Annotated in this window: 8 protein-coding genes; 6 read left to right on the forward strand and 2 right to left on the reverse strand. The window is 59.9% G+C overall.

Going from position 1 to position 11,760, the window contains the following annotated elements:
* The first annotated feature begins 460 nt into the window (after nucleotides 1-460).
* Genes G5533_RS18110 through G5533_RS18120 form a run of 3 tightly spaced genes read left to right on the forward strand, consistent with a single transcriptional unit; the run spans nucleotide 461 to nucleotide 4,186 of the window.
* The gene (locus G5533_RS18110) at nucleotides 461-1,804 is read left to right on the forward strand and encodes a diguanylate cyclase domain-containing protein (protein ID WP_227341458.1); all 1,344 of its coding nucleotides are present in this window, start codon (nucleotides 461-463) and stop codon (nucleotides 1,802-1,804) included.
* Nucleotides 1,797-3,137 (forward strand): glycosyltransferase family 2 protein, encoded by a 1,341-nt coding sequence (locus G5533_RS18115; protein WP_421309660.1) that lies wholly within the window; start codon nucleotides 1,797-1,799, stop codon nucleotides 3,135-3,137. Before G5533_RS18110 ends, G5533_RS18115 begins: the two co-directional genes overlap by 8 nt.
* Nucleotides 3,137-4,186: an HlyD family secretion protein gene (locus tag G5533_RS18120; RefSeq protein WP_216952122.1), complete on the forward strand. Its 1,050-nt coding sequence runs from the start codon at nucleotides 3,137-3,139 to the stop codon at nucleotides 4,184-4,186. The genes G5533_RS18115 and G5533_RS18120 overlap by 1 nt, the downstream gene beginning before the upstream one ends.
* A gap of 99 nt (nucleotides 4,187-4,285) precedes the next feature.
* Here the strand turns inward: G5533_RS18120 and G5533_RS18125 are convergent, their stop codons facing one another.
* Nucleotides 4,286-4,645, reverse strand: a complete 360-nt coding sequence (locus G5533_RS18125) for a hypothetical protein (RefSeq protein WP_421255256.1) — start codon at nucleotides 4,643-4,645, stop codon at nucleotides 4,286-4,288.
* Nucleotides 4,646-4,826: 181 nt separating this feature from the next.
* Here G5533_RS18125 and G5533_RS18130 point away from each other — a divergent pair, with 181 nt between their 5' ends.
* The gene (locus G5533_RS18130) at nucleotides 4,827-6,119 is read left to right on the forward strand and encodes a ferredoxin reductase family protein (RefSeq protein WP_441255194.1); all 1,293 of its coding nucleotides are present in this window, start codon (nucleotides 4,827-4,829) and stop codon (nucleotides 6,117-6,119) included.
* Between the two features lie 6 nt (nucleotides 6,120-6,125).
* Here G5533_RS18130 and G5533_RS18135 read toward each other — a convergent pair whose 3' ends face one another.
* Nucleotides 6,126-9,305: a S41 family peptidase gene (locus tag G5533_RS18135; RefSeq protein WP_441255195.1), complete on the reverse strand. Its 3,180-nt coding sequence runs from the start codon at nucleotides 9,303-9,305 to the stop codon at nucleotides 6,126-6,128.
* 281 nt (nucleotides 9,306-9,586) lie between these two features.
* On the opposite strand from G5533_RS18135, the gene G5533_RS18140 reads away from it, so the two are divergent.
* Both G5533_RS18140 and G5533_RS18145 read left to right on the forward strand, forming a co-directional pair.
* Nucleotides 9,587-10,066 carry a L,D-transpeptidase family protein gene (locus G5533_RS18140; protein WP_227341454.1) on the forward strand — a complete coding sequence of 160 codons (480 nt, stop codon included), beginning with the start codon at nucleotides 9,587-9,589 and terminating at the stop codon, nucleotides 10,064-10,066.
* Nucleotides 10,067-10,230: 164 nt separating this feature from the next.
* Nucleotides 10,231-11,757, forward strand: coding sequence for a YjjI family glycine radical enzyme (locus tag G5533_RS18145; protein ID WP_376869329.1), 1,527 nt, complete (start codon nucleotides 10,231-10,233; stop codon nucleotides 11,755-11,757).
* The last annotated feature ends 3 nt before the right edge of the window (nucleotides 11,758-11,760 follow it).

The following is an 11,760-nucleotide window of genomic DNA, read 5'->3' on the forward strand; positions in this document are numbered from 1 at the left end:
CATGAATAGGAATTGCAGGCTGCAAGATAGTAGATTCACTGAGTTACGCTCTTTTGTCTTTTCTGTTAATAGTGCTTTTTGTAGTCATCTTTGTGCATAAAGATTGATCCATTCAACTATCTGCTAGTTATTCTCATCTTTCCGGGTTGACTAAATTGTCCACAACTGCAAAATCGCCCACCTTGCCACCCCCGATGTGAGTCGGGCTCGGAAAGCTTCAGATCTCTTCCCCCCGAGATGGCTGAGCCGCACATGAAAATGGCGTCAGCTCTCAACTCTTTCTGCGCGTTCGCCTGCTTCATGCTATCCGTCGATAACGTTGACACTGCTGTTGTGCTGTCCGTGCAGGGCAATGCGCATCTCGCGACATTGCCTGAGTCTGCCGATGCATGGCAACAGGCGGGTCCGTTTTATTGGCTTGGTATCTATTTGTCAGTGAATGGAAAGAGGTTATTTCCCCATGATGAGCACGAGTGAACACCCCGGTCAGATTGCGCTGCTGGGAGGCTCGGTGGATCGTGTTGCCTTGCCACTTCTCGATCTGTCCTGCTGGGATCCATTGCAGCAGCCGGTATTACTGCTCAACCTGCCTGCAGATGAGCAGGACAGGGTATTGCAGGCTGTGCGGCGTGACCCGATACGCTATTTGCAGCCGGTATTTTGTGTTGTGAAGAGCCCGCTCTCTCCCATGTTGGCCGACGGTCTCCTGACACAGCTGGATGAACGGGCCTCTGACATGCTTGAACGGTTGGCGTTGTTGACCCCTCGAGAGCATCCGGATGACATGGAAAAGCTGGCTTGGTACAGCTGGCCTCGCTCCCATTTTCGCTTGTTGCCACGTTGGCAGGCTGGTTGCCGTCAGGGGTACAGCTATCCCCTGCTGGATTGCCTGCTGGGCAGCGAAGCAGGGGATGCCCTCCCGCAGCTGGTTGCAGAGCGTTTATTGCAGAGTGAGCAGCTGGTGGACCGGGTACGTCTTTGTCACAGTTGCAACTCGGCACATCTCAATTTTGTCGATGTGTGTCCCGAATGCGCTCATATCGCCATCCAGGCCAAGCCAGCTGTGCACTGCTTCACCTGCGGGCACGTGGATGATCAGGATGCATTCATGCGACAGGGTGTGCTGCGTTGTCCCAAGTGCGTCACGACTCTGCGTCACATCGGTGTTGACTATGACAGGCCCCTTGAGAAATTCCGTTGTTTGTCATGCCATGCCCGTTTTATGGAGGCTGCCGTCCAGGCGCGTTGCCATGAATGTGGCCAGGCGCACAAACCCGATGATCTGGTGGTTGCGCCCATCTATGAATATCGCATCGGCAAGCTGGCCCGCCACATCGCACGGGAAGGAACTCAACAACTGCATCTGCCGTTGACCTGGGGTACCCCTATGGCCATGGAGCACTTCCCCTGGTTGCTGCAATGGAACAATAGCTTGCTGCAACGCCATGGTGGCTGCCATACCTTGCTGGCTATTCGGGTTGAGCATCTGGCTGAGTTGCGGGCCGAGTTGGGCATGCTAAAGACTCAGCAGCGACTGGCCGCTCTGCTCAGCCGTTTGCAAGCTCTATTCCGTGATACCGATGTCGTTTGCCAGTATGCCGATGACCGATTGTTATTGCTGTTGCCGCATACTGATGCCGACGACTGGCGCATTCTGCAGGAGCGCATTCAGGCATTGAATCTCATCGAAGGACTGGATGCTCTGACGCTGGCGGTGAAAGTACAACCTTTGCCCGCCCTGTTGGGCGACGATACAGCGGTATGGCTCGGCCAGTGGCTGGATGGAGATAGCCCGGATGCATGAGTGGATGAATACGGTGCACTACATCCTGATAGAGATACTGGGTAGCCTCCAGTTTTCTCCCCGGATGATTCTGTTGCTGTTGCCCATGTTGCTGTTGATGGAGGTGCCACTGATGGCGCTGACGTTGACCGGGATCCTGAAATGGTATGCGCGCCAGCTTCCCATGGCATCTGAACTGCCGCGATCTCGGCGCTGTCCCAAAGTGTCTTGCATCATCACCTGTTATGGGGAAGGTGAGGCGATCCGCTCCACCATATTGACGCTCAAGGAACAGCTTTATCGCGGTCAAATGGAAATCATTGCTGTGATTGATGGCGCCAAGGCCAACGCGCATACCTATCAGGCTGCGCTCAATTGTGTTCGTGAATTCGAGGGGTGCGAGAACAGAAGTTTGGTCCTGCTACCGAAATGGCAGAGGGGAGGCCGGGTCTCCACTCTCAATGCCGGTCTCTCCGCTGCGACTGGCGAGATAGTGATGAACGCGGACGGAGATACCTCCTTTGACAACAACATGATCGATGAGATCGTGGCTTGTTTCGATGATCCTGATGTGCCTGCTGTGGGAGGGGCATTAAGGGTGCGAAATCTGAACGATGGCGTACTGACCCGGATGCAGAGCATTGAGTACATGATCTCCATGCAGGGGGGCAAGACGGGACTGAGCGAGTGGAACCTCATCAACAATATCTCGGGAGCCTTCGGTGCGTTTCGTCGTGATTTTTTGCGCCAGATTGGTGGGTGGGATACCCATACCGCAGAAGATCTGGATCTGACAGTCCGTATTAAGCATTACCTCAAACGCCATCCGGCTTTAAAGATAGGGTTCGCCCCTCGTGCCATCGGTCACACCGATGCGCCCGCAGACGTGATCACGCTTGCCAAGCAGCGTTTACGCTGGGATGGAGATCTGCTGTTTCTCTATCTGCGCAAGCACAAGCTCTCCCTGACGCCGCGTATTCTGGGCTGGAAGACCTTTTTGTTTACCTTGATCTACGGGGTGGCGCAAAACGTGGTGCTGCCCCTGCTGGTCATGGGTTATAGCTGGTGGTTGGTGCTTAGCTATCCGGGGCAGTTTGTCGCTGCGTTGATGATCTGTCTCTATCTGGTTTACCTGTTTCTTACCCTGGTTAATTTCGCCGTGTTTTTGCTGGCTATATCTGAACGCCCGAAGGCAGATCTACGTCTGCTGCCATGGTTGTGTCTTTACCCGGTGTACACCTTGCTGATGCGCTTGTGGTGCGCCATCGCACTGTTGAATGAGATGTTCCGACGCGGTCATGAAGAGAGCAGCATGGCCCCCTGGTGGGTATTAAAACGAGGAAATAAATTCTGATGAAAGTCACATTCAATCCCCCCAAGAAGCAGGATGCCACGTCGGATGAAGGGATCCGGGTATTGTATGCCCCCGCCAAGCGTGTCGCCTTCAAGGCTCGCTGGTATCTCATCCTGTTACTGGCATTCAGTCCCGTTATTATTCTGCTGTGGTATCTGGGGCGCGAGTGGTGGCTGACCCAGGCGCCAGCAATCATTACCACCGAGCCGCAACTGGTTGTTGCCAATGGGGATGGCTTTATTCGACACATCTACACGGCTCCCGGCCAGGGGGTGTCACAAGGCGATGCCCTGATGCAGTTCGAATCTCCAACCCTCAAGGCCAACATGGCGGAACGAAAAGCGCGCAGAGCGGCCATCGAATTGAGCAAGGCTGAGGCTGAACAGGCTATCTTGCGCAATCTGGACGAACAGATTGGTATTGCCGAACGGGGGAGCCGGGAGCAGGAGGTCATCTATCAGGAGTATGCCGGTTATAAAAAAGAGAAGCTGGTATCCAGTGCAGAGTACGCAACGGCCCTGCTGAATTGGACTCAGTCACGCATAGCTCTGCAGAAGGCAAGGGCAGAGAAGATAGCGCAGGAACTGCAAATCAGTGAGGACCAACTGACCGGACCGCTAGCCAGTGCTCGTCACTTGCTCGATCAGGAGCTGACCGAGATGGAAGCGATGGCGTACCATCAACAGCCAAGAGCTCCGGCGACTGGCAAGGTTTCAGATGTGCTGGTACAGGAGGGGGACTGGGTATTCTCGGGGGCTCCTCTGGCACTTATCTCGAAGCGAGAAGACCCGCTGGTGATAGCCTATGTGCAGCCCAAATATCTCTCTTCAATGGCTCCTGGACACAAGGCTGTCGTCAAGCTGCCCAGCGGGGAGCGTCTGGCTGCCAGGGTCGCCAGACAGGTCGAGCTGGCGGACAAGTTGCCGGCTCAGTTAGCCGCTCCGTTTGAAGGGGAGAAAGCAACCCTCAAGGTCGCACTCTCGCTGGATGAAAAATTACCCCCGAACCTGCAAGTGGAAGGGTTGCCGGTGACCGTGTTGTTTGATTGACGTCTATGGCGTTGTGATCCTGAATCGCAACGCCTTCTTTTGGGTTTCGGCCATAAAAGGTGGCTGGTGTATGGAAGCCCGCGATTGCCTCTCCCTTTTTCATTCATCAATGACTTTATTTCCGCAATGCTCGCAGATGGCATGTCGTTCAAAGCGCTCCATGTTGGCCAGAAAGGGGCCGGCGGCCCAGCCGGTAATGAAGTCCTTGATAAAGGCTTTGCGCTTTTGCGCCGGTGTCAGCTGCTGGCCAAAGGATTTGTCGACCAGTACCACGACATGGTTGGTTTCGCGCTGACAACTCGGGCAGACGCGTTGTTCGGTGGATGAAAGCAAGGGGGACTCCTTGTCCGGAAGAGTGGGCAGCAGGTTTTCCGCCGCAGATATGTGTCGTCCCCATTTGATTCCTTTTGCAGGCGGGTCGTCAATCACGGCAGAGGTGGATTTTGCGCTATTCCCCATGAAGAGAGGGCCAGTCAGCAAGGGTGACCAGAGGGGCCGGCGGGCCCCTCTGCTGTTGCCGTTTGTCACACATTGCCACGCAAGCTTCCCCCTCTGGCAAAGTCTTGTGACCAGACGGGTGTGCAATGGTGCCATGAGCAGGGAGATGAGGCCCTGCCGCGATGGAACCAGGGAGCATGTTATGACGAGTAAACGGGTGTGGTGGCTGTTGCCGCTGCTGGCGGTCGGAGTCTGGTGGCTCGGTTATGCGGGGGATGCCAACGGGGTGTGGCCCTGGCGCCATGAGATGTTGTTACTGACCGGCCTGCTGGGGATGGCCTATATGGCCATTTCGCTGTTGCTGGCGTTGCGCCTGCCGCAGTTTGAGGTGTGGTGTGGCGGTCTGGACCGGATGTTGCGATGGCACCGCCAGACGGCCATCGGTGGCGCATTGGCGCTGACCGCCCACTGGCTGGTGGTGGAGGCGCCCAAGTGGGCGGTCTCGGCGGGTTGGCTGAGCCGTCCCGCCCGGCGTGGGGCCAGCGGTGCTGGGGCTGGCACAGGCAATGGCATCTCGCTCCATGCCCTTGGCAATACCCTTGGTGAGTGGAGTTTCTATCTGCTGATCGCGCTGGTGGTGGTGAGCTTGCTGGCGCTGGTGAGTTATGGCCGTTTTCGGCTGATCCACCGGCTGGCGCCGCTCATCTATCTGGCGGGGTGGGGACACGGGCTCTGCCTGCTGCCTCAGATTGGGGCCATGACCCCGGTGGGGGTAGCGATCTGGTTGATCGGCGGGATCGGTGTTATCGGGGCCCTCTACTCCCTGCTGGGACAAGTGGGGGGGCGGGATCGCCATCCCGGCCGTGTCATTGCGGTGCGGGGGCTGGCGGATCACACCTGCGAGCTGACCATGCAGCTGGAGAGGCCGCTCGCCCATTACCGCCCGGGTCAGTTTGCCTTTTTCGAATTTGACGCCAAAGAGGGGCCGCACCCCTTTACCCTGGTGCGGGTGTCGGCGGATCGGCGCCAGCTGGTGATCGCGGTACGGGCGCTCGGGGATCATACCCGTCAGCTGGTGGCAGAGGCTCGCGTCGGGGATGGGGTGGTGGTGACCGGCCCCTATGGCGCCTTTGTCGCCCCGCAAGGGGGAGGCCGAGCCCTCTGGCTGGGGGCCGGGATAGGTATCACGCCGTTCGTCGCCTGGCTGGAGGGGCTGGCTGCCCGTGGCGAGCGGGGCGAGGGGATCACCCTGATCCAGTGTGCGCCGGATCTGGCGGGGGCCGTTTACCATCGGCGGTTGGCGGAGCTCTGTCATCGTACCGGCGTGCGCTATCAGTTGCATCTGGACAAGGCGGCCGGGCGACTGGATCTGGCTCGCATCGCGCAGGATGCGCCTGAGCAGGTGTGGTTTTGCGGGCCGGAGGGGATGGCAGATGCCCTGACCCGGCTGTTGCCGGACGGGCATCTGCATCGCGAGCTGTTTCGCTTTCGTTGAGCGCAGTTATTTGGTGCTGGCTGGCAACTGCTTGAGGGCGGCCTGTACTGCCGCCTCCAGTTGCGGGTCGCGCCCGGCCACCATGTCGGCGGGAGTGAGGGGCACCTGCAGATCCGGGATCAGCTCCTGATTCTCGTAGAAGGAGCCGTCCGGTTTGCGCAGCCCCAGGGTCGGAATGCCGTAGGAGAGGCCCGGGATCAGCCGGGAGTCGTGGCTGTAGACCATGGTGCCGGTGCCGGGCACCGGATCGCCGACGATGGGGCCGACCTTGAGGGCGCGGTAGTACTCTGGGAAGGCGGAGCCTTCCGAGTAGCTGCCAGCGTTCACCAGCACCACCGAGGGCTTGGTCCACTGGCGAGTGGCGGCGTCGGTTTCCCCCTTGCCCTGACGGGGCCAACTGCTGGCCATTCCCTTGGTGCTGCCGCTGCCGGTCAGAAACTCCACCAGGGTATTGGCGAGATAGCCGCCGCTGTTGAAGCGGACATCGACGATCAGCGCCTCGCGATTGCGCTGTCTGCCGAGGGCATCCGCCACCACCGCATCGTAGACCTCGCTATTCATTGCCGGCAGATAGACGTAGCCGACCCGTCCTCCGCTCAGCCTGGCCACCAGCTCCCGCCGTTTCTCAATCCAGCGATCCTGTTGCAGCTGGTACTCCTGCTGTTTGTCGATGGCGGTGAGCACCACCTCGTCAGTTTGCTTGTTGCCCTCCTGCTGGAAGGTGAGGGCAAGCCGGGCACCGGCCTGATGGTTGAGGGCCCGATCCAGCTCGGCCAGATTGGCAATCGGGACGCCGTTGATGGCGAGCAGGCGGGCGCCCGGGGCGATATCGCTCTCCTGATCCAGCGGGCCGCCAGAGAGCAGGGCGGTGAGCATCACCCCCGGCTCGCCATCCTGCCAGTAGCCGCCAAGGCTGGCGGTCTCGTCCGCCATGCGCGGGAAGGGGGCGGGGCCGCTGCCCCAGGTGTGGGAGACATTGAGCTCGCCAGCCAGCTCCGCCAGCAGGTTGCCAAAGTCCCGCGGGTTGCCGATGCCCGGCAGCAGGCGGCGGTAAGCGGCGACATAGCTATCCCAGTTCACCCCGTTCATATCGTCCAGATAGAACTCGTCCCGGGTTAGGCGGGCGATCTGATCGAAGGCGGCGGTCATGCGTTCCTGCCAGCGGCTGGTGGGTTGCAAGGCGAAGGGGGCGCTGGTGGCCTCGCCGGAGTCGAGATGGATCCGGGTGATCTCCCCATCCCGCACCAGGGTAGCCAGGGTGCCCTGCTGGTTGAGGCTTGCCAGCGCTGGGCCGGGCTGCTCACCAAACAGTTCGCTGGTTTTGCCCTTGCGCAGATCCTGGCTGTAGCCCTTGATCTCGCTCTCGCTGTTGACCCCCATCTCTTCCACCAGATAGATCACTTGGTCGCCGATGATGCGGCTGGCGAGCAGGGTGCCGGTGGGTTGCAGCAGCAGCGCTTCTCTATGGTTGAGACGATCGCTCTCAAAGCCGTATCCCCCTTTCGGCGGCTCCAGTTCGGCAATGGCATCGGCTCTGGCGGCGCGGCTGCTGTAAATGCCGAGCAGGTTGGTGACGAGGGGTTCGCCATCGGGCCCCAGTGCGCCAAACCGGGTCGATTGCCAGTAGAGAATGGCGCCATCCTGACTCCAGCCCGGTTGTCCATCCTGATAGCCGTTGAGGCTGACATTGACCGGTTTGGCCTTGGGATTGGCCGTATCGATCACCGCGATCTCCTGCTCTGCCGCATCGGGGCGGAAAGTGAGCGCCAGATGGCGTGAGTCGGGGGCAAAGGCGAGATGTGCCTCGTGGCGCGATGGGTTGAAGCTGGCAGGCACCAGCTCCCGCTGCTTGTTGTTCGCCAGATCGAGCTGGTGGATGGCCTGGCCATCCACCACGAAGGCGAGCTGCTTGCCGTCGGGGGAGAGCACCGGACGGCTGATCCCCTTGTCGGGAATGGCCAGCAGCAGACTCTCGGTCAGAGTGCTGGGATCGCTGAACAGCAGCTCCGGATCACCCTTGCGCAGGCGATAGAGGGCGGCGTGCCCCTGCTGCTCCGACAGATAGATGAGGGCGCGGCCCTGCTCGGCGAAGAGGGGGTTGGACTGCTCGCTCGGATCGCGGGTCAGCTGGCGCACCCGCTCCCGCTCGGGGTCGACGGCAAACAGGTTGCCCTCGCTCACCAGGATCAGCTCATCCGCCTCTTCGCTGACCAGCGCTTCGTCTGCCAGGGTCAGGGCCTCGCTCGCCTCATCCGGCGCGCTCGCCACTTGCGGGGTGAGGGTCAGCTTGCGTGGCTCGCTGCTACCGGCGTCGAGGCGATAGAGTTCACCCAGCCATGACCAGACCAGATCGCCATTGCGAGAGGCGCTGAGCCCCCGCACCGGATGGCCCTGATAGTGGGTCAGCTGTTGCTCCTTGCCGTTGGCGAGATCCCGGCGCCAGACGTTGAAATCGCCGCTGCGCTCGCTCAGGTAAAAGAGGGTATCTCCCTTGTCGCTCCAGACCGGATCGGTGGCCGCCACCCGATCTTCGGTCAGCTGCTTGTGCTGCTTGCCATCAAACAGCCAGAGACGGGGCACCGCGAACGAGTGCTGATGCTTGCGAAAGGGTTGATCCGCCGCGGGCATCTGATAGGCGAGCCGCTCCCCGTGGGGGCGGGCGAGAGTTGCAGGCAGCGGCAGATCGGCCTGCAAGGTGCCGCCGGTGATCGGGGTCCAGTAGAGCTCGCCCCATTGGTAGCCTTCCGCGACAAAATGGTCGGCATCGGGCGCACCCAGGCGCTGACTACTCAGCAGCAGCCGTTTGCCATCGGCGCTGAAGGCTTGCGGCAGATCGGTGCGCGAATCGCGGGTGAGGCGCACCATCTCGCCGCCGTTGGCGGGTACCACGAACACATCTTCGTTGCCGTAGAGATTGGCGGCTAAGGCGAGCTGTTTGCCATCCGGTGACCAGATTGGCCGCTGGCTCAGGTAGTCGCTGCCGGTGAGCGCCGTGGCGGGGCCACCCTCGGCACTGGCGACAAAAATGCGCCCCTGCCAGGTGAAGGCAAGCTGCTTGCCATCGGGGGAGAGGGCGGGCTCGCGCAGCCAGAGCGCATCGGCGGCGACACTGGCGGGTAGCCAGAGCAGTGCGCTGACCAGCAGCAGGCGGGTCAGCGAAGAGTTCGGCAAGAAGTGCAGAGGCATGATGTCATCCTGAATCAGGTTCAATTGTTACATATTTACCGATCTGCGGCATCATGGCTAGCCAGAAAATGTAAGCTATGTTTTTGTTTTTATTGTCAATTAGTCATGTTTGTGCAGGTCGTTCATGGACCATTCACCGTTCGCAGCCAAGATATGTTTTATTGGGTCTATTGAGTATTGATGGCGATCCAATATCATGGCGCTCGCTCGCCAACGGGCGAGCCTATTCAGATGATGTGACAACCATAAAAAGCCCTGCCAGAGGCTTGTCGAGGGATGGAATGAGAGCCGTATTGTTGTGTGTGCTGGGGCTGTGGCCCGCGCTGAGTTTTGCCTTTACCGAAAAAGCCGATTTGGTGGTGGTCAAGAAGTCTACCTACAGCCTCACCCTGATGAAGGATGGCAAGGAACTGAAGCGCTACTGGGTTGCACTGGGCCCGGCGCCCAAGGGGCACAAGCAGCGGGAAGGGGATCAACGTACCCCGGAGGGGCGCTACACCCTGGATTACAAGAAGAGCAACTCCGGCTTTTATAAAGCGATACATATCAACTACCCGAATCTGGACGATATCAAGCGCGCCAATGAGTTGGGGGTGAACCCGGGTGGCATGATCATGATCCATGGTCAGCTTAACCGTATGGGTAACCGTCGGGTACAGCCCTCCAACTGGACCAACGGTTGTATTGCGGTACTTAACCACGAGATGGATGAGCTCTGGAATGCCATTGACCCGGGTACGCCCATCATCATCGAGCCCTGATCCGCACAACGGGGGCCTTGTCGGCAGACAAGGCCCCCGTTCTGTTCTGGTTGTGATCCCCTTTAACGGATGTCTTTTTGAGACATTCGCATTGTTGTGAATGTCACTTCAAAAAAAGCCTGCAAATGGTGAGGATATGTGCTCTGTCCGTGAAGGAGTGTCCCATGTCTTTGACCGAAACCTGTCAGCGCATCGTGCGCGATCCCCATCTCTCCGCTGCTCAGAAGAGCCACGCACTGGCGCTGGCCGCCGAGAATGCGTTGCCCTACCCCGACCTGCCTGCCGCAGTCGCCGAGGCGATGGAGCAGGGATTTATCTGCGACATGTTCGAAGGGCATGCCCCCTACAAGCCGCGTTATGTGCTGCCGGACTATGAAAAATTCCTGACTCAGGGCTCTGCCTGGCTGGAGCTGACGGCGCCGCAGGATTTCGACGAGGCGCTCAACGCCCTGCGCATCCTCTATCACCATGTCCCCTCCGTCACCGGCATGCCGGTCTGGCTGGGACGGCTCGACCATCTGCTGTTGCCGTTTGTCGGCGAACTGGATGACGAGACCCTCTATCGCAAGCTGAAGGGGTTCTGGGTCTATCTGGATCGGGTGCTGCCGGACGCCTTCATGCACGTCAACATCGGGCCTGATGACAACCGCATCTGCCGCCTGATCCTGCGCATCGACAACGAGCTCAAGCAGGTGGCGCCGAACCTCACCTTCTTCCACGATCCGGAGCAGACCCCGGACAGCCTGCTGCTGCAGGCGGTGAAGAACATCGCCGAGTGCAGCAAGCCGCACATCGCCAACTACCCGATCCATCGCGATACCTTTGACCAGCGTGGTTTTGGCATCGTCAGCTGTTACAACGCCTTGCCGCAGGCCGGTGGCGCCAATACCCTGGTGCGCATCTCCCTCAAGCGGGTCGCCGAGCAGTGCCAGGGGATCGATGACTTCCTCGGCTGCCTGCTGCCCCACTACTGCCGTCTGGCCTCCCAGTTGATCGAAGCGCGGGCCGCTTTCTTGCATCAGGAGTCCGGCTTCTTCAACAGCTTCCTGGTGAAAGAGGGGCTGCTGGATGAGGATCGCTTCGTCCCCATGTTCGGCATCTACGGCATGGCGGAAGCGGTCAATATCCTGATGGATAAAGAGAATCTGCCGGATCGCTATGGTCACGGCGAGGAGGCGAACCAGCTTGGCTATCGCATCTCGGCCCAGCTCTCGGAATATGTCACTGCGACGCCGCAAACCCATGCCTGGGGTGGTCGCGCCCTGCTGCACTCGCAAGGTGGCCTCAGCATCGATGTGGCAGTCACCCCCGGGGTGCGCATCCCCTACGGGCAGGAGCCGGATCCGGCCAGCCATGTGCTGGCGCTGGCGCCGCACCACACTTATTACCATTCGGGGATCAGCGAGATCCTCACGCTGGATCCCACCATCCGCCAGAACCCGCAGGCACTGCTGCAGCTCTGCAAGGGGGCGCTCGCCATCGGCATGCGCGAGTTCACCGCCAACGTGGCCGACAGCGATCTGGTGCGGGTGACCGGCTACATGATCCGCAAGAGCGACGTGGCTCGCTTCGCAGAGGAGGGATCGCGCTTGCAGACCACCTGTCTCGGTGCCGAGGCGAGTGAAGTGACCGCCATTCGTCAGCGGGCTCCGCGGGTAGTCGCCCACGAATCGACCATCGGCGAGTATTGAGTT

This window comes from Aeromonas sp. A600620 (genome assembly GCF_029479985.1).
GTDB lineage: Bacteria > Pseudomonadota > Gammaproteobacteria > Enterobacterales > Aeromonadaceae > Aeromonas > Aeromonas veronii_A.